Genomic DNA, 23,960 nt, shown 5'->3' with positions numbered 1-23,960 from the left:
GTCCCTACACCGGCATGCTGCGCAGCGCCGCGGGAAGACTGGGCAGGAAATGCACGGTCGCGAACGTGCGGATGTCTTCGACGGAATCCAGCGGGTCGCGCGACGGCAATAACAGTGCCATCGCCGCGTATCGCAGGATGGTGTCGGCCAATTCGGTGACCACCTGCGGGCCGATGCGCTCGGCGAACCCGGCCGGGAAGATCACCTGCAGGGCTTCGGACATCCGGTCCACGATCGCACCGTAGTGCTGTCGGGAGAGCTCCAGCGCCAGCGCCGGCTCATCGGTGATCATCCGGTTGAGCACTCGATGCCGGCGGAACTGCATGATCGCGGAGGTGAATGCCTCGACATAGTAGTTCGACTGGGCGCCAGAGTTTTTCAGCTCGGCGGCGATATCGGCGTAGAGCGCGGCGTTCTCCCGGTCGATGACCGCGGCGACCAGCTCGTCGCGGCCGGCGAACCGGCGGTAGATGGTGGTGCGGCTGACCCCGGCGCGGCGAGCGACGTCGTCGAGCGCGACCCGCCGGAAGCCGTGCTGCTCGAACTCGACGACCGCGGCGTCGAGGATGGCGGTGGTCGCCGGGTCAGCCCCGGGTGTAGCCGGCATAGGCGAATTTGTTGTAGCGCAGTCGCATCGGCAAATGATCCCACGCCCAGTTGACCGGCCGTGACCGGCAGACCGCCGCGAACCGCTGATAGCGCCGTTCCTGTCGATCACTCCACGGCAGACCCAGTTGGGCGCGGGTGCTCGGCGGCATGCCGCCGGTGGTGAGAAACGCCGCGAGCGGATTGAAGACTGTCGCGATCACCCGCCACAGCGTCGGCGGCACCCCCTTGGGGCAGGGGAAGCCCTTGGTGACATAGCCGACGCCGTACTTGGCGGTCGGGTGGTCGACGAGAACCTTGTCCAGCATCCGATTCCAGTAGCGCTCGAACTCGGCGTAGTCGGCCGGCATCGCCCGGTCGCTGACACCGTAGCGGCGATACCAGGTCTTCGATTCGAGGTAGATCCGCTCCTTCTCGGCGGGGGTCAGCCGCTTGACGAAGGTGTCGGCGAAGTACAGCACCTGCTCGACGAAGGTGGCGTGCGCCCAGAAGTAGGTCTCGGGATCTAGGGCGTGATAGCGGTTTCCGTCCGGCATGGTGCCCTTGATTTCGCGGTGGAAGTCGCGGACCTGCTGGCCGGGGTTGTCGGACTCGGCGCCGTAGACGGTCATGAAGATCGGCGGCAGCGAGCGTTTGACGCGGGCGGCGGTGTCGGTGAAGAACACCGAGTGGTCCAGCACGCCCTGGCCGAGCTCGGCGAGCATGTTCTGCAGCACCGCGGGCCGCGGGCCGATCAAGAACATCCGGTTATCGCCGAAGTAGCGCCATACCAGGGACTGCGGTCCCAACGGGAGCGCATCGGTAGCCGCGTCGGTCTCCACGGACTGGGTCATGCGGAACAGTGTTACATATTTTGAACTGTGTACCAACCCTTCGGTCTGGCGGCCTTTGGCGCGGTGCTGATGGGGCACGCGAGGCCGTTGTTGCGCCGCCGGGGGATCCGGCTTGACGGTTGTCGGTGGGGGAGTGTTCACTCGGGGTCAATCGAACATAGTTTCGAACATATGCGAGTTTTTCCGGAGGCGATCATGACGGCGGCGGTGGACTTGGGGCAACGTCATAACTCCGGAGGAAATCGCGCCGACCAGCTGGAACAGCTGCGTCGGCAGATGGCGGCAGTGTCGGGCAAGGTGGGTGCGGGCCGGCGGGGGTCCGCACCGTCGGCCGCGGCGGCCCCGGTTTTCGAGGCAGTGCTGCCGGTCCCGTCGCTGCTGGCCGGGGTGTTGCCCGCCGGACTGCCGCGCGGCACGGTGGCGGTGCTCTCGGGGGCCCGCTCACTGATGCTGAACATGGTGGCCACGGTGACGGCGGCCGGCGGCAACACGGCCATCGTCGGTCAACCGGACCTCGGGCTGCTGGCCGCCTCCGAGATGGGTGCCGACCTGAGCCGGCTCGCGGTGATCCCCGACCCCGGCAACGACCCGGTGGAGGTGGCCACGGTGCTGATGGACGGCATGGACCTGGTGGTGCTCGGCCTGGGCGGCCGATCGGTGCCGCCGGCGCGCACCCGGGTGGTGCTGGCCCGCGCCCGCCACCGTGGCTGCGCCCTGCTGGTCTCCGGCGGCACCTGGCAGGGCACGGCGCTGCAGCTGGACGCCCGGGTGAGCGGCTACGAGACCATAGGCGACAAGATGACGGGCTGCGGCGCCATCTCCGGCTTTGGGCGGATCGGCGCGGTGCGGCTCGAGGTGCGGGCCGCCGGACGCGCGGCCGGGCGAACCAGAGCCGGGTAGCGAGCCTTCTCATGGCCGACCCTCGAGTACTGGCGCTCTGGTGCATGGACTGGCCCGCGGTCGCCGCGGCAGCCGCGGCGGGATTACCGGCCACCGCGCCGGTTGCGGTCACCCTGGCCAACCGGGTGATCGCCTGTTCTGCGGGCGCCCGCGCGGCGGGGGTGCGGCGCGGGCTGCGGCGCCGAGAAGCGGCGGCCCGCTGCCCGGCACTGCATGTGGTGGCCGCCGACACCGATCGCGACGCCCGGCTGTTTGAGCCGGTCCTGACTGCGGTCGACGAACTGATACCGGCCGCCGAGGTGTTGCGGCCCGGACTGCTGGTGGTGTCGGTGCGCGGTGCGGTGCGGGCCTTCGGCTCCGAGGAGCAAGCCGCCGAACGTCTCGTCGACGCAGTGGCCGCGGCCGATGTCGAATGCCAGGTCGGGATCGCCGGCGGGCTCTCCACCGCGGTGCTCGCCGCACGTGCCGGCGCCGTGGTGCCACCCGGGGGAGACGCCCGATTCCTGTCCGGGCTGTCGATCCGGCAGCTGGCCGCCGAGCCCAGCCTGTCCGGACCCGGACGTGACGGCCTGATCGACCTGTTGTGGCGCTTGGGTATTCGGACCATCGGGCAATTCGCTGCGCTACCACGCCCGGATGTCACCTCGCGGTTCGGTCCCGACGCGCTCACCGCGCACCGGTTCGCCCGCGCCGAGCCGGAACGTGGGCCGTCCGGGCGGGAGCCCACGCCGGATCTCGATGCCGAGCTGCACTGCGATCCGCCGATCGACCGGGTCGACGCCGCGGCGTTCGCTGGCCGCTCGCTGGCCGGTGTGCTGCACCGCACGCTGATGGCCGCCGGGGTCGGGTGCACCCGGCTGGCCATTCACGCCGTCACCGAAACCGGGGAAGAGCTGACCCGGGTGTGGCGGTGCGCCGAGCCGTTGACCGAGGACGCCACCGCGGATCGGGTGCGCTGGCAGCTCGACGGCTGGCTGAACAGCCGCGTAGCCGGAGACCGGCCCACCGGCCCGGTGACGCTGTTGCGGCTGCAACCGGTGGAGGTGCTCTCGGCGACCGAGGCGCTGCAGCTACCGCTGTGGGGCGGTCTGGGCGAGGAGGACCGGTTGCGTGCCCGCCGCGCCCTGGTGCGGGTGCAGGGCCTGCTCGGCCCCGAAGCGGTGCGGGTGCCGGTGCTCTCCGGCGGCCGCGGCCCCGCGGAGCGCATCACCCTGACCCCGCTGGGGGATGAGCCGGTGCCGCTGGCCGACCCGCGCCAGCCGTGGCCCGGCCGCCTCCCCGAACCCTCGCCGGCGGTACTACTCGACGACCCGGTGGAACTGCTTGACGCCGAACGCAATCCGATCCGGGTGACCGGCCGTGGACTCTTCTCCGCCGACCCCGCGTGGCTGGTCGCCCGGGGCCGCGACGACCGGCTGCGCTGGTGGGCCGGGCCCTGGTCGGTCGACGAACGCTGGTGGGACCCGCAGCGGGAGGGGCCGGGATCCGGGCGCACCGCCCGGGTTCAGGCGCTGCTGGAGGACTCGCCGGGGAGCGCAGCGCCCGGCCAGGCGCTGTTGCTGTGCTATCGGCTGCGGCGGTGGTATCTGGAAGGGGTGTACGAGTGAACCGGGCTATCAGCCCAGCCGGCCGGCGAATGCGCCGACCCGCTGCACGAACCGGTCGAAGAACACCGCCGGGTCGACTCCGACGCCGATCAGCGCGTTGGGATGGCGCGCGTCCCAGTCGGGGATCGTCCGCCCGCGCGCCGCCCCGGGCGCGAGCTCGACCCTGAGTGCAGCCGGGCGGGTCGTCACCAGTTCGGGTTCCAGTGCGACCGCCGCGGCCAGCGGGTCGTGCAGATACGCCAGGTAGCCGTGGCCCCGCGCCTCGTGTGCCTCGAAATAGAACCGCAGCGCGTCGTTCAGCATCCGGACCACCGGGTTGATGCGGTGGTTCCAGCTTCGCCTCTCCTTCGTCGAGCCTCGCTGAACCACCGGGTTGATGCGGCGGTTCCAGCTTCGCCTCTCCTTCGTCGAGCCTCGCTGAACCACCGGGTTGTCAGCCGGCGCGGCCAGCCGCGCCAGGATCGCCGGCGTGATCGCGATATGTCGGGTCAGATCCAGACCGCACACGATCGGGAGCCGTTGCGGCGCAACTGCTCCCCACGTCGTGAATACCTCGGCGGCTGCCTCCGGGTCGAATCCGATGTTGAACTCGGCCCAGCCGGACCGCTCGCCTTCGAAGGCGCCGCCCATGATCACCAGCCGACGCAGCAGCGTGGGCAGTGCCGGTTCGGCTCGCAGCGCCAATGCCAGGTTGGTCAGCGGGCCGGTGGCCAACCCGATCAGCTGCCCCGGATGTTCCCGCGCGGCGGCGACCCAGGCCGCGGCGGCGTCGTATCCGGTGAGCTGCCCGGTGCCGGGCGGCAATTCGGCATATCCCAGCCCCTGGGGCCCGTGCAGAGTCTCCGCGGTGTGGACCGGGCCGTTCAGCGGCGCGTCGGCGCCCTGGGACACCGGGACTCCGGATGCCCCGCACAGCTCCAACAGGGCCAGGTTGTTGCGGCAGACCTGCTGCACCGCAACGTTTCCGCCGGTTGCCGCGATCCCGACAAGTTCGGCATCCGGGCTGGACAGCAGATACACCAGCGCGACCGCGTCGTCGACGCCGGTGTCGAAGTCGGCGAAGACGGGCGGCGTCACGGGCGCAGGTTCACCAGTACACGCCCGGAACCAACCGCACCGCCCGCTTGACCGGGCGGGGCACCCGCACCCGGGTGATCGCCCGCGACGGCCGCTTCGGGCGGCGTCGAGCCGGTCGCGCCGCAACGGATGCAACGGTGTCACTGGGCGCCACGCCGCGCGCCGCGGGCGAGTCGGGGTAGCCCAGGTAGACCTGGTGCAGAACCCGGCGCGCCAGCCCGGGGGTGATGTAGTTGCCGGTCTCGGCCAGGGTGCCCAGCGGGGTGTCGATCCGGTCCGGCTTCTCGACCAGGCCACGCACCACCATGGCCGCCGCGTGCTCGGCGCTGATCGCCCCGACCGGCAGATGCTTTCGCGACGGCGCGATCATCGGAGTGGCCACCAGCGGCATATGGATGGTGGTGAACGTGATGTGGTCCGACAGCGTCTCGGTCGACACCACGTCGGCGAACGCGTCCAGCGCCGCCTTGGTGGGCACGTACGCGCTGTAGCGGGGGCTGTTGGCCAGCACCCCTTCGCTGGAGACGTTGACGACGTGGCCGAATCGCCGTTCCCGCCAGTGCGGTAGCAAGGCCAGCACCATCCGCACCGCACCGAAGTAGTTGACCGCCATCGTGCGCTCGTAGTCGTGCAGCCGGTCGGTGGAGTTGGTCACCGAGCGGCGGATCGACCGGCCGGCGTTGTTCACCAGGTAGTCGACGTGCTCGAACCGGCCCAGGATGTCCTTGACGGTGTGCTCCACCGACGCCGAGTCGGTGACGTCACAGGTGAACGCATACGCCTGCCCACCGGCGGCTCGGATCTCGGCCACCAGCTCGTCGAGCGCCGAGCCACTGCGGGCCAGCGCGAAGACCGTGCCGCCGCGCTCGGCCACGGCGACCGCCGAGGCCCGGCCGATGCCGCTGGACGCCCCGGTGATGATGACGTGCCGCCCGACCAGCGGCCCGGCCGGATCGTCGCGGCGGGCCCGGTCGGGATCCAGGTGCTGCGCCCAGTACCGCCACAGTCTCGGCGCGTAGTCGGCGAACTCGGGTAGCCGAACGCCCGTGCCCTGCAGCGCCGCGCGGGTGGCGTCGGCGACGAACGTCGGCCGCAGGTTCACCAGGTCGAGCACCTCGGCGGGTAGACCCAGCTGGGTGGCCATCATGTTGCGCCACACCCGGGCTCGTCCGCGGACATTGAGCACCGGCGCCGCCACGGAACCGGGCAGCGTGGCGCGCAGCGGCGGAAGCCCGGCTTCGCGAGCGACGGCCCGGTAGATGTCGGGCAGCCCGATGGATCGCGGTGCGGTGAGGTGGAAGGTGCGCCCGTCGTACCCGTCGGCGTGCATCAGCTCGATCAGCGCATCGGCGACGTAGTCGACCGGAACGATGTTGGTGCGTCCGGTGTGGGGCAGCGCCATCGGGGTGAGCCGGGGCAGGGCCGCCAGCTTGGCCAGCAGCGGAAAGAAGTAGTACGGCCCGTCGACCTTGTCCATCTCGCCGGTGCGGGAATCGCCCACCACCACCGCCGGGCGGTACACCCGGTAGCGCAGTCCCGGTGTCGAGCGCACCAGCGCTTCGGCCTCGAACTTGGTCTGGTGATACGGGGTCGGCAGCTCCTGGCCGATGTCGAAGTCGTCTTCGGTGAACTCGCCGGCGTAGTTGCCGGCCACCGCGATCGACGACACATGCGACAAGGTGGCGTCGAGTCGCTTTGCCAGCCCGATCACCGCGCGAGTGCCCTCGACGTTGGCCGCCTGCTGCTCGGCCGCGCCGGCGGTGATGTCGTAGATGGCCGCGCAGTGCAGCACATGGTCGATGTCGCCGAGTTCGGCGAGCACCGTGTCGTTCAGCCCGAGATCCTCCGCTGTCAGGTCTCCGACCAGGGGTTTGACCCGTTCGCCCCACGCCTGGCCGTTCGGAGAGGCGAGGGCTTCGAAGCGGCCCAGCGAGGCGCGGCGCACCAGCACCCACACCTGCGCATCCGGCCTGGCCTCCAGCAGACGCGACACCGCCCGCCGCCCAATAAACCCGGTACCGCCGGTAACGACATAACGCATGCGGTCATGGTGGTCGCTCGGGTCGGCTACGTCAATGGTGAGTTGAGTCTCGCCGTCCGATGCCCGGGATGTTGATCGCGTAGAAGGCCGGCATCACGACGAAAACCGCCAGCGCGACCATCGGCGACCACACCACGCCGATCACGCCCGCCACCAGATAGGCGACGATCCCGGTCATCGACCGAAACCGCTGGGCGGCGAACACGCGCGGATCCGCCTCGTCGGCGACCAGCCGCTCGGGGCATCGGCTGACCTGGTCGAACAGCAGCAGCCAACTCGCGCACATGGCCGCCAGAATGCCGGCGTACAGGGCCACCGCGGTACGCGCGTCGGGGGTGTCGGCGCCGTCGATGAACGCGCGGGAGAGCACCGCGGTCGGAAACGGGATGAGCGCCGTGGTGAACAGCAACGCGATGTTGGCCAGGTGTACACCCTTGTCGACCTGTTTGATCGCGGTGAACGCCTGGTGGTGGTTGAGCCAGATCACCGCGACGTAGCCGAACGACGCGACGTAGCCGAGATAAGCCGGCCACTGCCGGATCAGCGCATCCAGCAGCTGTCCGGGGGTGTGCTCGGGTGCTTTGAGGTCGAGCACCAGCAGGGTCACCGCGATCGCGAAGACACCGTCGCTGAACGCCTCCACTCGTCCCGTGTCGGTCAAGCCGGCCGGAGCATCGGAGCCGTCAGACGTGCTCATCGGCGCCTGGCGTCAGAACGCGCGAATCCCGTCCCAGTCCACCAGTTTCCAGCCGGTGGCCGGGTTGCCGGTGATCACCACCTTGCCGAGGTTGGGCAGCGGATGGTCGGTCAACAGCTCGTCACGGGGATTCTTGACGTTCATCAGCGTCCAGGTCATGATCGACGCCCCGTGCGCGAACGCCACCGGGTTGGCGTCGCCGGCGTCGTAGATCTGCTGGACCGCGGCGCCGAACTCGTCGTTGAACTGGTTGCCGTCGATCGAGCCGGGGATGGCCGTGGTCCGCTCACCGTGAATCCAGGCCAGCGGAGCCAGCAGATACGCCGCGTCCACCATGGACCCGGGCTTGTCGCCGAACCAGCCGGCGCTGATCTCCCGCAGGCCGGGCAGCACCTGCACCTGACGGCCGAGTTCGCGCGCCAGCGGGGCGGCGGTCTGCTGGGCGCGCAGCATCGAGGAGGCGTAGACGCCGTCGTAGTGGTTGCGCGAGAGCTGATTTGCGATCTCCTGGGCTTGAACGCGGCCCTTGTCGGTCAGCCCAGGGCCGGGCACCGAGGTGTCGATGATCCCGGCGGCGTTGCTTTCCGATTCGGCGTGCCGGATCAGCGTCAGGGTGATGTTGCGCGGGTGCGGCGTCCCCGAACAGCCGCCGAGCACCAGGACTGCGGCCAGCGCCGCCGCCAACATTGCGAATACGGTTCCCCAAGTGCGCTTCCCCATGGCGACAGCCTGCCGTGTTGATGGCGCCGGCGGGGCCGGTTCTGCTGAAATGGTGGGGCCAATCCGTCCGAGGTGAATGAGGAGAATTCGTGGCACTGGACCCGACAGCCATCGGCGTTACCACCGACCCCGTGCGGTTCGAATGGACCGATCGCGAGACCATGCTCTATGCGCTCGGAGTCGGCGCCGGAACAGCGGACCTGGCGTTCACCACCGAGAACAGCCACGACATTCCCCAGCAGGTGCTGCCCACCTACGCCGTCATCTGCTGCATGGGCTTCGCGGCCGTCGGCAAGATCGGCACGTTCAATCCGGCGCTGCTGCTGCACGGCTCCCAAGAGGTGCGCCTCTTCGCGCCGCTGCCGCCCGCCGGAAGCCTGCAGGTGGTGGCCGAGGTGGCCGACATCCAGGACAAGGGCGAGGGTAAGAACGCCGTCGTGATGCTGCGGGCGCGCGGCACCGATTCGAAGACCTCCGAGCCCGTCGTCGAGACGCTGACCACCCTGGTCATCCGCAAGGCCGGCGGCTTCGGCGGGGAACCCGGGCAACGGGCGGTCGCGCCGCAGATCCCGGACGCGCAACCGGATTCACGCATCTCGTATGTGACCCGGGAGGACCAGGCGCTGCTGTATCGGCTCTCCGGTGACCGCAACCCGCTGCACAGCGACCCGTGGTTCGCCACCACACTGGCCGGCTTCCCCAAGCCGATCCTGCACGGGCTGTGCACCTACGGTTTCGCCGGCCGCGCGCTGGTCGCCGAACTCGGCGGCGGCGACGCCAGCCGGGTCAGCGCCATCTCGGCACGGTTCACCGACCCGGTGTTCCCGGGGGAGACGCTGACCACCTGGATCTGGCGGACCGAGCCGGGCAAGGCGGTGTTCCGCACCGAGGCCGCCGGTCCCGACGGCGCCAACCCGCGAGTGGTGCTCGACGACGGTGCGGCGGAGTACCGGGACTAAAGGCTTGCGCGCCGGGTGCCCCCGGCTTGGCTGTTCTGGCCAGGTAGGCACCGTTCGCGAAGGTGCGCAGTTGTACGTCAAACCGCGGCGTGTCGCGTGCAGACGCGCACGCTCGGCTGGTGAGGATGAGGGTGAGGGTCAGCCGGCGGCCAGGCGCTCGGCCAACCGCGCGGTGAACTCGGCTACCTGCGCCGGGCTGTCCAGGGCGTAACGGGCGGCGGTAGCGCGGTCGCCGTCGTCGTTGTGCCGCACGATGATTCCGATGCCGCCCAGTTCGGCGACCGCGTCGAACGCGTCCTCGTCGGTGATGTCGTCGCCGAGGAACAGCGGGGTCCTCACCCCGGTCATCCGATCCAGCAGCCAGCGCAGCGTGCGGCCCTTGTCCCAGTCGATTTCGGGGCGCAGCTCGATCACCTCGCGCCCGGTCGTGACCCGCAGCCCGCGGCGCCGACCGGTATCACGCACCGCCGCCAGCACCTCGCCGACCCGATCCCGGGCGACGTTGCGGTAGTGCACGGCGACGGCGAAGCGCTTGTGTTCCACCACTATTCCCGGGATCGCACCAAGCTGCTCGGTCAGCGAACCGGCCGCGGCGGCCAGCACCAGCACCGCATCGACCGCGGCGTCGTTCTGGTGGTGGGCGCCGTCCGGCCCGATCAGCTCGAAGCCGTGGCTGCCCGCATACCAGATCCCGTCCAGCCCCACCCGGGCCCGCACGTCGGCCAGGTCCCGGCCGGACAGCACCGCGACCGGGCATTGGGCGGCCAACGCGGCCAACGCATCCACCGCGCCGGCCACCGGCCGGGCCGCGTCGGGATCGTCGACGATGTCTGAGAGGGTCCCGTCGAAATCGAAGAACACCGCCGGGTGATCGAGATCGCGCAACTTCGCAGTTGTCATCGCATCCGGCAGGGCCGACATCGGCCGATCTCCGGTACGCACCTGCACCGCGCTCGGATCGTCCACCGCCACATCACCGCCGTCGCACGCCACGCCGATCACCAGGGCGAATCCGGCACTGCGAGCGGCGGTTACACCCGATTCGGAGTCGGTGAGCACTACGCAGCGGCCCGGCCGCACCGCCAACCCGGCGGCGGCAGAAACCAGTTCGTCGCCGGAACCGTCGGAGCTGTTGGAGGCCGCCGCAGCCACCCGCACGCCGGCTTGTTGCAGCCGCTCGGTCAGGGCCTTGGCCAGTGCTTCAGTGTCGGCATTACCGTCGAGGCGCAACAGCACCGCGTCATGCCGGCGCGGGTCGATCGTGACCGACATGCCAACCATGTCCACCACGGTGCCACAGCCTCGTTCGGATTAGCGTGGTAGGGGTCCAGAGAGGTCGTCGAGCGCAAAGAGAAAGGTAGGGAGCCCCGATGTCGTCCACTCCCGGAATCCTGGTCGGTGTCGACGGATCGCCGTCGTCGGTGGCGGCAGTCGATTGGGCGGCGCGGGACGCCGCGCTGCACAACCTGCCGCTGAACCTGGTCCACGTGCTCGCTTCCCCGGTGGTGATGACCTTCCCTGAGACACCGATGCCGCCCGGCTACACCGAGTGGCAGCGTGACCAGGGCGAACGCCACCTGCGCGAGGCTGTCGGGATCGCCGAGGCAGCCGGGGCGACGCAGGTCGCCGCCGAGACCGTCGTGGGCTCCACGGTCCCGATACTGGTGGACATGAGCCGCGAGGCCGGCCGCCTGGTGGTCGGGTCCCGCGGGCACGGGCGGATGCGCCGCCTGTTGCTCGGCTCGGTCAGCTCGTCGCTGGTGCGGCACGCGCACTGCCCGGTCGTGGTCATCCACGAGGACCATCGGCGCCCCGACACCGCACCGGTGGTGGTCGGCATCGACGGGTCCCCGGTGTCGGAGGCCGCAACGGCGCTGGCATTCGAAGAGGCCTCGCTGCGCGGGGTGGAACTGATCGCCGTGTATGCCTGGCACGACACCGGCCTGCTGGACTTCCCCGGCATCGACACGGCGGCGATGGCGTCCGAAGGCGAATTGGCCCTGGCCGAGCGGTTGGCGGGTTGGCGGGAGCGTTACCCCGACGTCACGGTGCGCCGGGTGGTGGTCGATGACCGGCCCGCCGACCAACTCGTCGACCAGTCCCAGGAGGCTCAGCTGGTGGTGGTGGGCAGCCACGGCCGCGGCGGCTTCGCCGGCATGCTGCTGGGTTCGGTCAGCCAGGCGGTGGTGCAGTCGGCGCATGCGCCGGTCGTCGTCGTCCGCCCGGCGCCATAACGGCCGGCGTCAGCTGACCGACACCGGGTCGGTCGTCGGCCGCGGCGCGAGCTGCTGCGCCACCGGAGTCGGCCGCAACGGCACCCGCTGCGGCCACCAGAACCAGCGGCCCAGCAGCGCGGCGATCGACGGTGTCATGAACGAGCGGATCACCAGGGTGTCGATGAGCAGACCCAGGCCGATGGTGGAACCGACCTGACCGATCACCCGCAGGTCGGAGACCAGCATCGACATCATGGTGAACGCGAACACCAGGCCCGCCGAGGTGACCACGGAGCCACTGCCGCCCATGGCGCGGATGATGCCGGTGTTGATTCCGCCGGGGAGTTCTTCCTTCATCCGGGAGACCAGCAGCAGGTTGTAGTCCGAGCCGACCGCCAACAGGATGATCACCGACATCGCCAGCACCATCCAGTGCAGGTCCAGGCCGATGATGTGCTGCCAGATCAGCACCGAGATCCCGAACGACGTGCCCAGTGAGAGCAGCACCGTGCCGACGATCACCGCCGAGGCCACCACGGCCCGGGTGATCAGCAGCATGATGATGAAGATCAGGCACAGCGAGGCGATACCGGCGATGATCAGGTCGTAGGCCGACCCGTCCTTCATGTCTTTGAACATGGCCGCGGTGCCGCCGAGATAGACCTTGGAGCCCTCCAGCGGGGTGCCCTTGAGCGCCTCGTGCACGGCGTGCTTGATCGGCGCGATGTGGCTGACACCCTCCGGCGACATCGGGTCGCCCTCGTGGCTGATGATGAACCGCACCGCGTGCCCGTCGGGGGACAGGAACATCTTCATGCCGCGCTTGAAGTCGGGGTTGTCGAACGCCTCGGGCGGCAGGTAGAACGAGTCGTCGTTCTTGGACTCGTCGAACGCCTTGCCCATGGCGTTCTGGCCTTCCATCATCTTCTCCATCTGAAGCTGCAGGCCCTCCATGGTGGACTGCATCTTCAGCTGGGTGACCCGCATGTTCGACATGGTCTCGATCATCGGCGGCATGATCTCGAGCATCCGCGGGATCAGCCGGTCGAGGTTGTCGATGTCAGGCAGGACCTTTTCGAAATCCTCGGTCATCTGGTCGAGGCCGTCCATCACGTCGAAGATCGACCGGATCGACCAGCAGATCGGGATGTCGAAGCAGTGCGGCTCCCAGTAGAAGTAGCTGCGCATCGGGCGCCACATATCGTCGAAGTCGGCGATCGAGTCGCGCATCTTCTGGATGTCGTCGAGCATGCCGTGCATCTTCACGTCCATGCTGTGGGTGGTCACCGACATCTCGCGGGTGACTTCGAGCATCTGCTTCATGCTCTCGATCGAGACCGCCATGTCGTCGCCCATCTTGAGCATGTTCTTCATGCTGTCGAGCTGGTACTTCATGTTCAGCTGCTGGGTGGTGCCCTGCATGCTGATCGCGAACGGGATCGTGGTGTGCTCGATCGGAGTGCCCAGCGGCCGGGTGATGGTCTGCACCCGCCCGATGCCCGATACCTCGAACACGCGCTTGGCGATCCGGTTGATCACCAGGAAGTCGGCCGGGTTGCGCAGGTCGTGGTCGGTCTCGATCATCAGCAGTTCCGGACTCATCCGGGCCTGGGAGAAGTGCCGGTCCGCGGCGGCGTAGCCGATGTTGGCCGGCACATAGCCCGGCAGGTATTGCCGGTCGTTGTAGTTGGTCCGGTACCCCGGCAGGGTGAGCAGCCCGACCAGGCAGACCGCCGTGGTGGCCACCAGCACCGGCCCCGGCCAGCGCACGATCAACGCGCCGATCCGCCGCCAGGTGCGGATCCGCATCGCCCGCTTGGGTTCCAGCATGCCGAAGCGACTGGCCACCGCCACCACCGCGGAGCCGAAGGTGAGCGCCGCGAGGACCACGACCAGCATGCCGATCGCCAGCGGGACGCCCAGCGACCGGAAGTAGGGCAGCCGGGTGAAGTGCAGGCAGAAGGTCGCGCCGGCGATGGTCAGCCCCGAGCCCAGGATCACGTGCGCGGTGCCGTGATACATGGTGTGGAAGGCCGATTCTTTGTCCTCGCCGAGCGCTCGGGCCTCTTGATAGCGGCCCAGCAGGAAGATCGCGTAGTCCGTCGAGGCGGCGATCGCCAACGTCACCAGCAGGTTCACCGCGAACGTCGACAGGCCGATGATGTTGTAGTAGGCCAACACGGCCACCACGCCGCGGGCAGCGCTCAGCTCGAAGACCACCATGCCCAGCACCAACAGCACCGTGCCGATGGAGCGGTAGATGGACAGCAGCATCGTGATGATCACCACGAATGTCAGCGCGGTGATGATCTTCAGGCTCTTGTCGCCGGCGATGTGCTGATCGGCGTTGAGGGCGGCCCCACCGGTGACGTAGGCGTGCACCCCCTCGGGTGCGGGGGTGTCGGCGATGATCTGCTGGACGGCCTCGACCGACTCGTTGGCCAGGGTCTCGCCCATGTTGCCGGCCAGATACACCTGAACGTAGGCGGCCTTGCCGTCCGGGCTCTGCGATCCCGCCGCGGTCAGCGGGTCGCTCCAGAAGTCCTGGATGTGCTCGACGTGGGTGTGGTCGGCCTCCATCTTGGCGACCAGTTGGTCGTAATACTTATGTGCGTCGTCGCCGAGCGGCTGGTCGCCTTCGAGCACCACCATCGCCGAGCTGTCCGATTTGAACTCGTCGAACACCTTGCCGATGCGCATCATCGCGATCATCGACGGAGCGTCGCGGGGGGCCATCGACACCGCGCGCATCTTCCCGACCTCGTCGAGTTGCGGCACGACGACATTCACCAGAACGGTGATCGCCAACCAGGCCAAGATGATGGGCACCGCGAGCCGGCGGATCCACGCCGGGATACCGCCGCGCTTGGGCGGCGGCTGCGTGGCCGGCAGCGTGTCGGTCGGGGTCTCGTCGCTGGTGTGTTTGCTCATGCGGATTTCACAATGCAGAAGGTCTGGGCGCTCACGGGGCCGGTGGCGATTCTTTCTTCTTTGATGACGCCGTCGATGGTGACCCGGCAGCCGATGGTGGCGCCGTCACCTTGGGCGACGATGTTGGGGCTCACCGCCGGGTTGGTGGTCGACAGGGTCAGCGACCACGGCAGGCTGGCGCCGTCGATGCGCTGCGGCGTGGCGTCGAGGTCCAGGTAGTTGATGTCGGCGTAGGTGCCGTCCGGGCTGAAGATGTCGTAGACCACGACCTTGGGGTGGAACGGCTTGGTGTCCTCGAACGGGGTCGATCCTGAGCCGCTGTCGTCGGCTCCGAAGAAGCCGCGGACTCGTTGCACGGTGAACCCCCCTACCGCAACGACGATGACGATGAGCAGGGGTAACCACGCGCGTCTGAGAGCGCCGAACATGAAAGCAGTGGCCCTTTCGCATCGTGCCGGAACTGACACAGATTAGTGCATCAAAGTTCTTTTTCACACCCATCCCAGACTTGTTCGTACGTATGTTCGATAGCCTGGGAGGCGTGGGCTGGGGTAATGGGCCGCCGAGCTGGGCGGAAATGGAACGTGTTCTCGATGGTAAGCCTCGTCACACCGGTGCTGCCGCCGGTGTATCGGCGGATCACGGCCCGTCGTCTCCGCAGGTCGAGCCGTTCCGGCCGGCTGGGCGAACAGTGTCTTTTCCGCCCTACGCCGAGTTGCATGCGCACTCGGCGTACAGCTTTCTGGACGGGGCCAGCAACCCCCAAGAGCTGGTCGCCGAGGCCGCCCGGCTGGGCCTGCGGGCGATCGCGCTGACCGATCACAACGGTTTGTACGGGGTGGTGCGGTTCGCCGAGGCGGCCGCCGAGCTGGCCGCCGCGGGCCTGGAGATAGGCACCGTGTTCGGCGCCGAGTTATCGCTGGGGCCCCTCCTTTCCAAGGCCCGTACCGATGACCCGGACCCGCCCGGCCCGCACCTGCTGGTGCTGGCCCGCGGCCCGGAGGGCTACCGGCGGTTGTCGCGGCAGATCGCCGCCGCGCACTTGGCCGGCGAAAAGGGCAGGCCGCGTTTCGATCTGGATGCGCTGACCGAGGCCGCGGGCGGGCACTGGCACATCCTGACCGGCTGTCGTAAGGGCCACGTCCGCCAGGCGCTGACCACCGGCGGCCCGGATGCGGCCGCCGCCGCGCTGGCCGACCTGGTGGACCGGTTCGGGGCGGCGCGGGTCAGCGTGGAGCTGACCCGGCACTCCGATCCGTGCGATGACGAGCGCAACGCGGCGCTGGCCGCCCTGGCGCCCCGGTTCGGGGTGGGGCTGGTGGCCACCACCGGCGCGCATTTCGCCCGGCCGGAGCAGGGCCGGCTGGCAATGGCGATGGGGGCGATCCGGGCCCGGCAGTCTTTGGATGCCGCCGCCGGCCGGCTGGCTCCGCTGGGCGGCTCGCATCTGCGGTCCGGTGCGGAGATGGCCCGGTTGTTCGCGCAGTATCCCGAGACGGTCCCGGCCGCGGCCGAACTCGGTGAGCAGTGCGCCTTCGCACTGCGGCTCATCGCCCCGCAGCTGCCGCCCTTCCAGGTGCCGGCCGGGCATACCGAGGACAGCTGGCTGCGCCGGTTGACCCTGGCCGGCGCCGCGGAACGTTACGGGCCGCCGGACCGAGGGCCGTTGGCCCGCAAAGCCTACGCGCAGATCGAGCATGAACTGAATGTCATTGCCACGTTGGGGTTTCCGGGCTATTTCCTGGTGGTGCACGACATCACCCGGTTCTGCCGGCGCAGTGACATCCTGTGCCAGGGCCGGGGATCGGCGGCCAACTCCGCGGTCTGCTATGCCCTCGGTGTCACCGCGGTGGATCCGGTCGGCAATGGGCTGCTGTTCGAGCGGTTCCTGTCGTCGGAACGCGACGAGCCTCCCGACATCGACATCGACATCGAGTCGGACCGGCGCGAAGAGGTCATCCAGTATGTCTACGAGCGCTACGGGCGGGACTACACCGCCCAGGTCGCCAACGTCATCACCTACCGGGGCCGCAGCGCGGTGCGCGACATGGCCCGGGCGCTGGGCTATTCACCGGGGCAGCAGGACGCTTGGAGCAAACAGGTCGGCCGGTGGCACGGGGTGGCGGAATCCTCCGACACCGAAGGCATTCCCGAAGCGGTGATCGACTTGGCGACCCAGATCGCCGACCTGCCTCGGCACCTGGGGATCCACTCCGGCGGCATGGTGATCTGTGACCGCCCGATCGCCGATGTGTGCCCGGTGGAGTGGGCACGCATGGCGGGGCGCAGCGTGCTGCAGTGGGACAAAGACGACTGTGCGGCAATCGGTCTGGTGAAGTTCGACCTGCTCGGGCTGGGCATGCTCTCGGCGCTGCACTACATGAAAGATCTGGTGGCGCAGCATAAGGGTGTCGAGGTGGACTTCGCCCGAATCGATCTGTCCGAGCCCGCGGTGTACGAGATGCTGACGAGGGCGGATTCCGTCGGGGTGTTTCAGGTGGAGTCGCGCGCCCAGATGGCCACCCTGCCGCGGTTGAAGCCCGACAAGTTCTACGACCTGGTGGTGGAGGTTGCGCTGATCCGCCCGGGACCGATCCAGGGCGGCTCGGTGCACCCCTACATCCAGCGGCGCAATGACCACAACAATCCGGACCGGGTCGACTACGAGCACGAGTCGATGAAACCTGCGCTGCGCAAGACGTTGGGGGTGCCGCTGTTTCAGGAACAGCTGATGCAACTCGCCGTCGACTGTGCGGGGTTCTCGCCGGCCGAAGCCGACCAGCTGCGCCGTGCCATGGGTTCCAAACGGTCCACCGAGCGGATGCGGCAGCTGCGCACCCGGTTCTACGACGGCATGGCCGAGTGTCACGGCATCACCGGTGCGGTGGCCGACCGGATCTACGAAAAGCTGGAAGCCTTCGCCAATTACGGCTTTCCCGAGAGTCACGCGATGAGCTTCGCGTCGCTGGTGTTCTACTCTGCCTGGTTCAAGCTGCACCACCCGGCGGCATTCTGCGCCGGGCTGCTGCGGGCGCAGCCGATGGGTTTTTACTCGCCGCAGTCACTGGTGGCCGATGCCCGCCGGCACGGAGTCCTCGTGCACGGTCCGGACGTCAACGCCAGCCTGGCGCACGCCACGCTGGCCGAAGCCGGAACGCAGGTCCGGATCGGACTGGGCGTCGTCCGTGGTGTCGGTGTCGATCTTGCCGAGCGGCTGGTGGCCGACCGCGAAGCTCATGGCCCGTTCGCTTCGCTGCTGGATCTGACTGCCCGGGTTCAGCTTTCAGCGGCGCAGGCCGAGGCGCTGGCGACTGCCGGCGCGTTCGACTGCTTCGGCATGTCGCGCCGCGAGGCGCTGTGGACGGCCGCGGCAGCGGCGGGGCAGCGGCCGGACCGGCTGCCCGGGGTGGGGGTGGCCGGATATGATGGGCGCACTCCAGCACTGCCCGGGATGAGCGCGATCGAGCTGGCCGCCGCCAATGTGTGGGCCACCGGGGTGTCCCCGGACAGCTATCCGACGCAGTTCCTGCGCGCCGATCTCGATGCGCTCGGGGTGATCCCCGCCGACCAGCTGCTGAGCGTGCCCGACGGTACCCGGGTGCTCATCGCCGGGGCGGTGACGCACCGGCAACGGCCGTCGACCGCCCGCGGGGTCACGTTCGTCAACCTCGAGGACGAGACCGGGATGGTCAACGTGCTGTGTACCCCGGGGGTGTGGACGAGGCATCGACGGCTGGCGCAGACCGCGACGGCACTGCTGATCCGCGGGCGGGTGCAGAACGCCAGCGGGGCGGTCACCGTGCTGGCCGATCGGCTGGGCTCCCTTGAGTTGACCGTGAGTTCGCGCTCCCGGGATTTCCGGTAGCCGCGACGGTAACCTCCACCCATGAACCTCAACTTGTCCGCCGACGAAGTCTTGACCACCACGCGATCGGTCCGCAAACGCCTCGATCTCGACAAGCCGGTTCCCCGCGAGGTGCTGATGGAGTGCCTGGAGATCGCCCTGCAAGCCCCCACCGGATCCAATGCTCAGGGTTGGCAGTGGATGTTCGTCACCGACCCGGTCAAGAAGCAGGCGCTCGCCGACATCTACCGCGCCAACGCCCTGCCGTATCTGAACCGGATGAGGCCGGACTACGGCGACGGTGACGTGCGCAGCGAGCGGATGGAGTTCATCAGCGGCTCGGCCAGATATCTGGCCGAGAACCTGCAGGACGTACCGGTGCTGATGATCCCCTGCCTGGAAGGCAAGCCGGAGACCGGGTCGCTGGGGTTCGGCGCATCGTTCTGGGCGTCACTGTTCCCGGCTGCGTGGAGCTACTGCCTGGCGTTGCGCAACCGCGGGCTGGGTTCCTGCTGGACGACGCTGCACCTGTTGGGCGACGGCGAGCAGCAGGCCGCCGAGGTGCTCGGCATCCCCTATGAGGAGTACAGCCAGGGCGGGCTGTTCCCGATCGCCTACACCAAGGGCACCGACTTCAAGCCGGCCAAGCGGCTGCCGGCCGAGCAGGTGGCGCACTTCGACACGTGGTGATCGCAAGCGCGGCAGGGCTCACACCCCGTCGGCGAACCCGTGCTGCCGCCACGCCTCATAGACCGCGACGGCGGCGGCGTTCGACAGGTTCAGTGACCGGCGCCCGGCCAGCATCGGGATGCGCACTCGCGCGGTGATGTGCGGGTCGGCCAGCGTCGCCTCGTCCAGGCCGGTGGGTTCGGGGCCGAACATCAGCACGTCGCCGGGCTCATAGCTCACGTCGGTGTAGGGCGTGTGCGCGCCCGCGGTGAACGCGAATACCCGCGTGGCGCCCAGCGCCTCCCATGCCGCCGGCAGGGACGGGTGCACCCGCACCCAGGCCAGATCGTGATAGTCCAAACCGGCGCGCCGCAGCTTCGGTTCGGCGAGGTCGAAACCCAGGGGTTCCACCAGATGAAGTTCCGCGCCCGTCGCCGCCACCATCCGGATCGCGTTGCCGGTGTTGGGCGGGATGCGGGGCGAATAGAACATCACTTTGAACACAACAGCATCCTCGTATGACGGCGAGCCAAGAAGCGACCAACCTCCGGTCGACGCGCGTATCGGGCAGGCTATGCCTGTCGAAGCCATGCCGGGCCGAGCCGGGGGAACCACGAATCATCGAGCTCAAGAAGTGGCCGTTAAGAACTGAATCCAGGCTTTCGTTTTGAGATGAATTCTCGGGCCGAATCGCGGACCTTGTCCGTGCGCGGTAATCTCGCACCCGAAACCATACCGATCACAAAAAGAATAGGGAATCGAAATACTTTTTGGTAAAGCGTGGGTAGTTGCTCCCATTGCAGCGATGGGACTCTCGGTGGGAGTTTTGACTGCACCCGCAGCACATGCCGATGAGCAGAGCTTCGTTGACGCGTTACGCGAAAATGGTTGGTCGGCCATGAGTTTCGGACCAACAGGTCATCCGCTGGCACCGGGACTCATCACGCGCCCGGACGTGGCAATCGCGGGGGGCCACGACGTGTGCAACCAGCTGCAGTTGGGGTTGACGCCAGATCAGATGGTTGCAACCACGCTGCCAGCTGCTCAGGATAATTATCGGATTTTCATAAACGCCGCGCAGCAGCATTTGTGCTAGCGGCCGACGCCCGTTGTTAGGGCGCGCTTTTTCTTTCTGTGGGCACCAGACCCCGGCTCGTCGGGGTCTGGTGCGCTGTTTATTCGGCTGTCCCGCTGACGTGAAAGTCAGCCCGCGTCTGGCGTGTCGCGATCATCAGCGCGCAGCCGTCCTTTGCCGGTGGCCACCAAAGATGGTTCCGGGGGCCATGCGGTCGATCGCGGCAGCCCGTCGGTCTGTTTGCTCGACCGGAGTTCGCGAAGACACGCGAAGGTCTCGGAAAGTGTTCTGTTCAGTAAAAATTCTGGTCATGCCTGCGGCCGACTGTCATACTCGTCCAATTGCTATGCCGTGAAACACACCGCAACCTGCTGTGCGGGTGCGATGTCCGGAGAGAGTCCGATGAATGAGGCGCAGACGGTGAATTTCAGCCGAGCGGTCGGCGAACCGGCCGCTGACCGGTGACGCTCTTTGACCACCCAGACGGGGTGGACCAGGCCCTGGACGAACCAGCCGAGGGCGGCCACAAGCCCGAGGCCGCGGCGGTCAAACGCCCCTCGCGATGGTCGGTGCGCAACTGGCCGGTGCGGTGGAAGGTGCTGGCGATCGCGTTGCTGCCGTTGGCGCTGGCCGGGCTCTTCGGTGGACTGCGGATCTCCAATGCGCTCACCGAGTCCAACCGGCTGCGGTTGGTCGCCGACCGCGCCGAGATGATCCCGGCGATCACCAATTACATGTCGGCGCTGGGCGACGCGCTGGTGGCTGCATCCTCCGACGGTGACGCCGAGGGCGCCCGGAAAAACTTCGAAAACCGCAAGTACGAACTCCAGTCTCGGCTGTCGCACACCGACGTGGCGACCGATGTGCGGTCCGGCGTGGAGACGCTGATCGAGCGCGGCCAGGGGTTGCTGAGCCTGGTCTCGACCACCGGTGTCGGCCTGCGCGAGGAGGTGACCGGCTACGCGCCGATCCTGCTGACCGCCGAGGACGCCATCAACGGGTCGGTGCGGTTGGACAGCGAGCGGATCCGCGCCCAGACCGAGGGCCTGAGTCGTGCGGTCGGCGCCCGGGGCCAGATGATGATGCAAGAGCTGCTGGTCAATCGCGGTGGCGAGCTTCCCGATCCGGAGCTGCGCAGCTCGATGATGACCTTGGCCGGCACCGAGCCGTCGACGCTGTTCGGGATGACCGAGGTGCTCGGCGTGGACTCCCCGGACGCCAAGTCGCTGCAACAGCAGCTGGTGACCCGGATGTCGATCATGTCCGACCCGGAACAGGTGCTGCCCAACAACCCGGTGCTGCGCGACTCGATCCGCACCACCGACCAGATCGCTGCCCGGCTGATCAGCGAGAACACCGGGGCGGTCACCGCGGCGGTGGAAGACCGGGCCGCGGACCGGCGCGCCGCCGCCCTGCGCGACATCGTGCTGGTGCTGGCCGCGATCACCGCCACGCTGCTGGCGGTGTGGTTGGTGGCGCGCTCGTTGGTGCGCCCCCTTCGCACCCTGCGCGACAGCGCGTTGCAGGTCGCCCACATCGACCTCGAACAGGAGATCACCCGGTTGCGTGCCGGCGTACCCGGGTCAGACCGCGACCCCGACCCGCTGCCGGTTTACACCACCGAGGAGGTCGGGCAGGTCGCCCACGCCGTCGACGAACTGCACGCCCAAGCGCTGCTGCTCGCCGGTGACGAGGCACGGCTGCGACGCCTGGTCAACGAGATGTTCGAGACGATGTCACGGCGCAACCGGTCCCTGGTGGACCAGCAGTTGGCCCTCATCGACCGGCTGGAACGCAACGAGGACGACCCGGACCGACTGGAGAGCCTGTTCCGCCTGGACCACCTGGCCGCCCGGATGCGGCGCAACGGCGCGAACCTGCTGGTGCTGGCCGGCGCACGGGCGTCGCAGGAGCGGGGCCGGCCGGTTCCACTGGCGACCTTGATCAGCGCGGCCGCCTCGGAGGTGGAGGGCTACGAACGGGTGCAGACCGTGCTGGTGCCCGACGCCACCGTGATCGGCGCCGCCGCCGCGGACTGCGTGCACCTGCTCGCGGAGTTGATCGACAACGCGCTGCGCTATTCGGCGCCGACGGAGCCGGTGCGGGTGGTGGCCGGTTTCGAGAACGACGGCGGGGTGGTGGTCGAGGTCGTCGACGTCGGATTGGGGATGACCGACGCCGACCTGCGGATGGCCAACATGCGCCTGGCGGCCGGCGGTGAGTTCAGTCCGGAGAACGCCCGCCACATGGGCCTGTTCGTGATCTCCCGGCTGGCGGCCCGCCACGAGATCGAGGTTCGGCTGTTCCCGGCGTCGCAGGGATCGCGCGGTATCACCGCCGAGGTGTATCTGCCGCCGCACCTGCTGACCGTCAGGCCCGTCGAGGAGCCCGCGCCGGTGCCCGCGCCGCCCGTTCAGCCCTACTTCGCTCCCGCCGAGCCGCCGCAGCCCGAACCAGCGCGGTACGAAGCGGAACCGTACGTGCCCGAACCGTACGGACCCGAGCCCTACCAGTCGGATGAGCCCTACGAGGACGCCGAGTTCGCCGAGCCCGGGCCGGTCATCTCGCTGCTGCCGCGACGCAGCCCGGGGTCCAGCGGCATTACCGGTGTGCCCTCCCCGCAACCGGTACCACCCGCGCAGGCACCGAGCGCCAGCGACCGAGTACGCCGCGAGCTGCCGCAACCGTGGTGGGAAACCGAGGAGCAGGGCGCGGGGCAGTCGGGCGCACCGGCTCCGGATCCGCAGCGGGCGCCCGAACCGCCGGCCGAGAAGTTTGTTCCCGCTGACACGTCGGGGTTTTTCGCGGCGCGTGCCCGAGTCGGCCCCGCTGCCCCCGAGCCCGAGACCGACTCGATCTACCAGCGGATGCTCTCGGAGTCGGTGGGCAATGACCCCAACGAGCCCGGCCTGCGCGCCGACCTGGACTGGCAGTCGGTGTGGGACCGCGGCTGGTCGGTGGCCGCCGAAGCGGAGAATGTGCCGGTGGTCGCCCACACCGAACACGGCCTGCCGGTCCGCGAACCCGGCGCCCGGCTGGTGCCCGGCTCAGCCGCGGCAGAGGCGCCGCCGGCGGATGCGGAAGACCCCCAACCCGCCGCGCACCAACCGGGTGACCCAGAACAGCCGGTAACATCCAACGGCGTACCGCCCCAACCCGCCCCCGAGCCACTGGAACGGGACCCCGCGGCGATCCGCTCGTCGATCAGCAGTCACTTCGGCGGGGTGCACGCCGCACGATCGCACGTCCGGGAAAACGGCCTGGAGAAGGGCTCAGAACAAGGCCCGGAAAAGGGCTTAGACAAAGGCTTCGACACCGACCAGGGACAGAACCAGCAATGACTTTCCCAACCGATCCCACCGCAGCGCGCCGTACCGCCGAAAACTCGTTGGACTGGCTGGTCTCCAATTTCGCCCGCGAGGTGCCCGGCGTCTCGCATGCGGTGCTGGTGTCGGTCGACGGTCTGACAGTGGCGGCCAGTGAGCACCTGCCCACGGAGCGGGCCGACCAGTTGGCCGCCGTGGCGTCCGGACTGGCCAGCTTGGCAACCGGGGCGTCGCAGTTGTTCGAAGGCGGCCGGGTACTGCAGTCGGTGGTGGAGATGGAGCACGGCTACCTGCTGCTGATGCGGGTCGGGGACGGCTCGCACCTGGCGACGCTGGCGAGCACATCCTGCGATATCGGCCAGATCGGGTACGAGATGGCGGTTCTGGTGGAACGAGTCGGCGCGGTGGTCCAGTCGTCGCGCCGGTCGGCGCCGTCGCAGGGCGGTCACTCGTGAGGTG

At 68.7% G+C, this 23,960-nt stretch carries 19 protein-coding genes; 9 read left to right on the top strand and 10 right to left on the bottom strand.

Annotated features, from left to right (window positions below; genetic code table 11):
- Positions 1 to 4: 4 nt before the first annotated feature.
- Together K3U94_RS18115 and K3U94_RS18110 are read right to left on the bottom strand one after the other, a co-directional pair.
- Positions 5 to 607, bottom strand: coding sequence for a TetR/AcrR family transcriptional regulator (locus tag K3U94_RS18115; protein ID WP_220694609.1), 603 nt, complete (start codon positions 605 to 607; stop codon positions 5 to 7).
- Complete coding sequence (locus K3U94_RS18110) at positions 585 to 1,439, bottom strand: oxygenase MpaB family protein (protein ID WP_220694608.1); 855 nt, start codon at positions 1,437 to 1,439, stop codon at positions 585 to 587. The genes K3U94_RS18115 and K3U94_RS18110 overlap by 23 nt, the downstream gene beginning before the upstream one ends.
- A gap of 195 nt (positions 1,440 to 1,634) precedes the next feature.
- Between K3U94_RS18110 and imuA' the strand changes: the two genes are divergently transcribed.
- Positions 1,635 to 2,339: a DnaE2-dependent mutagenesis accessory factor ImuA' gene (gene imuA' / locus K3U94_RS18105; RefSeq protein ID WP_220696861.1), complete on the top strand. Its 705-nt coding sequence runs from the start codon at positions 1,635 to 1,637 to the stop codon at positions 2,337 to 2,339.
- Between the two features lie 11 nt (positions 2,340 to 2,350).
- Positions 2,351 to 3,946: a DNA polymerase Y family protein gene (locus K3U94_RS18100; protein ID WP_220694607.1), complete on the top strand. Its 1,596-nt coding sequence runs from the start codon at positions 2,351 to 2,353 to the stop codon at positions 3,944 to 3,946.
- A 9-nt stretch (positions 3,947 to 3,955) separates the two neighbouring features.
- Here the strand turns inward: K3U94_RS18100 and K3U94_RS18095 are convergent, their stop codons facing one another.
- From K3U94_RS18095 to K3U94_RS18080, 4 genes are read right to left on the bottom strand one after another with little or no spacing between them, the layout of a single operon-like run.
- Positions 3,956 to 5,023: a nucleoside hydrolase gene (locus K3U94_RS18095; RefSeq protein ID WP_220694606.1), complete on the bottom strand. Its 1,068-nt coding sequence runs from the start codon at positions 5,021 to 5,023 to the stop codon at positions 3,956 to 3,958.
- A gap of 10 nt (positions 5,024 to 5,033) precedes the next feature.
- Positions 5,034 to 7,064 (bottom strand): SDR family oxidoreductase, encoded by a 2,031-nt coding sequence (locus K3U94_RS18090; RefSeq protein WP_220694605.1) that lies wholly within the window; start codon positions 7,062 to 7,064, stop codon positions 5,034 to 5,036.
- A gap of 31 nt (positions 7,065 to 7,095) precedes the next feature.
- Positions 7,096 to 7,761, bottom strand: coding sequence for a TMEM175 family protein (locus K3U94_RS18085; protein ID WP_220694604.1), 666 nt, complete (start codon positions 7,759 to 7,761; stop codon positions 7,096 to 7,098).
- A 12-nt stretch (positions 7,762 to 7,773) separates the two neighbouring features.
- Complete coding sequence (locus tag K3U94_RS18080) at positions 7,774 to 8,481, bottom strand: histidine phosphatase family protein (protein ID WP_047321186.1); 708 nt, start codon at positions 8,479 to 8,481, stop codon at positions 7,774 to 7,776.
- Positions 8,482 to 8,570: 89 nt separating this feature from the next.
- On the opposite strand from K3U94_RS18080, the gene K3U94_RS18075 reads away from it, so the two are divergent.
- Positions 8,571 to 9,440 carry a MaoC/PaaZ C-terminal domain-containing protein gene (locus K3U94_RS18075; protein WP_047321187.1) on the top strand — a complete coding sequence of 290 codons (870 nt, stop codon included), beginning with the start codon at positions 8,571 to 8,573 and terminating at the stop codon, positions 9,438 to 9,440.
- A 138-nt stretch (positions 9,441 to 9,578) separates the two neighbouring features.
- Here K3U94_RS18075 and otsB read toward each other — a convergent pair whose 3' ends face one another.
- On the bottom strand, positions 9,579 to 10,712 hold the full coding sequence (otsB, locus tag K3U94_RS18070; protein ID WP_220696860.1) for a trehalose-phosphatase: 1,134 nt from the start codon (positions 10,710 to 10,712) through the stop codon (positions 9,579 to 9,581).
- A gap of 98 nt (positions 10,713 to 10,810) precedes the next feature.
- Here otsB and K3U94_RS18065 point away from each other — a divergent pair, with 98 nt between their 5' ends.
- Positions 10,811 to 11,674 carry a universal stress protein gene (locus tag K3U94_RS18065; RefSeq protein ID WP_047321188.1) on the top strand — a complete coding sequence of 288 codons (864 nt, stop codon included), beginning with the start codon at positions 10,811 to 10,813 and terminating at the stop codon, positions 11,672 to 11,674.
- Positions 11,675 to 11,683: 9 nt separating this feature from the next.
- Here K3U94_RS18065 and K3U94_RS18060 read toward each other — a convergent pair whose 3' ends face one another.
- Entirely contained in the window at positions 11,684 to 14,587 is a 2,904-nt protein-coding gene (locus tag K3U94_RS18060) for an MMPL/RND family transporter (RefSeq protein WP_230987210.1), read from the bottom strand.
- Positions 14,584 to 15,015 (bottom strand): MmpS family transport accessory protein, encoded by a 432-nt coding sequence (locus tag K3U94_RS18055; RefSeq protein WP_220694603.1) that lies wholly within the window; start codon positions 15,013 to 15,015, stop codon positions 14,584 to 14,586. Before K3U94_RS18055 ends, K3U94_RS18060 begins: the two co-directional genes overlap by 4 nt.
- 113 nt (positions 15,016 to 15,128) lie before the next feature.
- On the opposite strand from K3U94_RS18055, the gene K3U94_RS18050 reads away from it, so the two are divergent.
- Both K3U94_RS18050 and K3U94_RS18045 read left to right on the top strand, forming a co-directional pair.
- A complete protein-coding gene (locus K3U94_RS18050) occupies positions 15,129 to 18,452 on the top strand; it encodes an error-prone DNA polymerase (RefSeq protein ID WP_220694602.1) in 3,324 nt (1,107 codons plus the stop codon).
- A gap of 21 nt (positions 18,453 to 18,473) precedes the next feature.
- Positions 18,474 to 19,121 (top strand): nitroreductase family protein, encoded by a 648-nt coding sequence (locus K3U94_RS18045; protein ID WP_047321192.1) that lies wholly within the window; start codon positions 18,474 to 18,476, stop codon positions 19,119 to 19,121.
- An 18-nt stretch (positions 19,122 to 19,139) separates the two neighbouring features.
- Here K3U94_RS18045 and K3U94_RS18040 read toward each other — a convergent pair whose 3' ends face one another.
- Positions 19,140 to 19,604 (bottom strand): tRNA (cytidine(34)-2'-O)-methyltransferase, encoded by a 465-nt coding sequence (locus K3U94_RS18040; protein WP_220694601.1) that lies wholly within the window; start codon positions 19,602 to 19,604, stop codon positions 19,140 to 19,142.
- A 301-nt stretch (positions 19,605 to 19,905) separates the two neighbouring features.
- On the opposite strand from K3U94_RS18040, the gene K3U94_RS18035 reads away from it, so the two are divergent.
- From K3U94_RS18035 to K3U94_RS18025, 3 genes are all read left to right on the top strand, one after another.
- On the top strand, positions 19,906 to 20,196 hold the full coding sequence (locus K3U94_RS18035) for a DUF732 domain-containing protein (protein WP_220694600.1): 291 nt from the start codon (positions 19,906 to 19,908) through the stop codon (positions 20,194 to 20,196).
- 440 nt (positions 20,197 to 20,636) lie between these two features.
- The gene (locus K3U94_RS18030; protein WP_220694599.1) at positions 20,637 to 23,516 is read left to right on the top strand and encodes an ATP-binding protein; all 2,880 of its coding nucleotides are present in this window, start codon (positions 20,637 to 20,639) and stop codon (positions 23,514 to 23,516) included.
- On the top strand, positions 23,513 to 23,956 hold the full coding sequence (locus K3U94_RS18025; protein WP_047321195.1) for a roadblock/LC7 domain-containing protein: 444 nt from the start codon (positions 23,513 to 23,515) through the stop codon (positions 23,954 to 23,956). Before K3U94_RS18030 ends, K3U94_RS18025 begins: the two co-directional genes overlap by 4 nt.
- Positions 23,957 to 23,960 lie beyond the last annotated feature (4 nt).

This window comes from Mycolicibacter heraklionensis (assembly GCF_019645815.1).
GTDB classification, from domain to species: domain Bacteria; phylum Actinomycetota; class Actinomycetes; order Mycobacteriales; family Mycobacteriaceae; genus Mycobacterium; species Mycobacterium heraklionense.
This window is presented reverse-complemented; position numbering and strand designations above follow the sequence as displayed.

What these genes read in the sequence shown, in the direction of transcription:
- K3U94_RS18065 (WP_047321188.1), top strand. Translation starts at nt 10,811, where the DNA reads ATGTCGTCCACTCCCGGAATCCTGGTCGGTGTCGACGGATCGCCGTCG.
- K3U94_RS18090 (WP_220694605.1), bottom strand. Translation starts at nt 7,064, where the DNA reads ATGCGTTATGTCGTTACCGGCGGTACCGGGTTTATTGGGCGGCGGGCG.
- otsB (WP_220696860.1), bottom strand. Translation starts at nt 10,712, where the DNA reads ATGTCGGTCACGATCGACCCGCGCCGGCATGACGCGGTGCTGTTGCGC.
- K3U94_RS18115 (WP_220694609.1), bottom strand. Translation starts at nt 607, where the DNA reads ATGCCGGCTACACCCGGGGCTGACCCGGCGACCACCGCCATCCTCGAC.
- K3U94_RS18060 (WP_230987210.1), bottom strand. Translation starts at nt 14,587, where the DNA reads ATGAGCAAACACACCAGCGACGAGACCCCGACCGACACGCTGCCGGCC.
- K3U94_RS18045 (WP_047321192.1), top strand. Translation starts at nt 18,474, where the DNA reads ATGAACCTCAACTTGTCCGCCGACGAAGTCTTGACCACCACGCGATCG.
- K3U94_RS18085 (WP_220694604.1), bottom strand. Translation starts at nt 7,761, where the DNA reads ATGAGCACGTCTGACGGCTCCGATGCTCCGGCCGGCTTGACCGACACG.
- K3U94_RS18035 (WP_220694600.1), top strand. Translation starts at nt 19,906, where the DNA reads ATGGGACTCTCGGTGGGAGTTTTGACTGCACCCGCAGCACATGCCGAT.
- K3U94_RS18025 (WP_047321195.1), top strand. Translation starts at nt 23,513, where the DNA reads ATGACTTTCCCAACCGATCCCACCGCAGCGCGCCGTACCGCCGAAAAC.
- K3U94_RS18080 (WP_047321186.1), bottom strand. Translation starts at nt 8,481, where the DNA reads ATGGGGAAGCGCACTTGGGGAACCGTATTCGCAATGTTGGCGGCGGCG.
- K3U94_RS18100 (WP_220694607.1), top strand. Translation starts at nt 2,351, where the DNA reads ATGGCCGACCCTCGAGTACTGGCGCTCTGGTGCATGGACTGGCCCGCG.
- K3U94_RS18055 (WP_220694603.1), bottom strand. Translation starts at nt 15,015, where the DNA reads ATGTTCGGCGCTCTCAGACGCGCGTGGTTACCCCTGCTCATCGTCATC.
- imuA' (WP_220696861.1), top strand. Translation starts at nt 1,635, where the DNA reads ATGACGGCGGCGGTGGACTTGGGGCAACGTCATAACTCCGGAGGAAAT.
- K3U94_RS18110 (WP_220694608.1), bottom strand. Translation starts at nt 1,439, where the DNA reads ATGACCCAGTCCGTGGAGACCGACGCGGCTACCGATGCGCTCCCGTTG.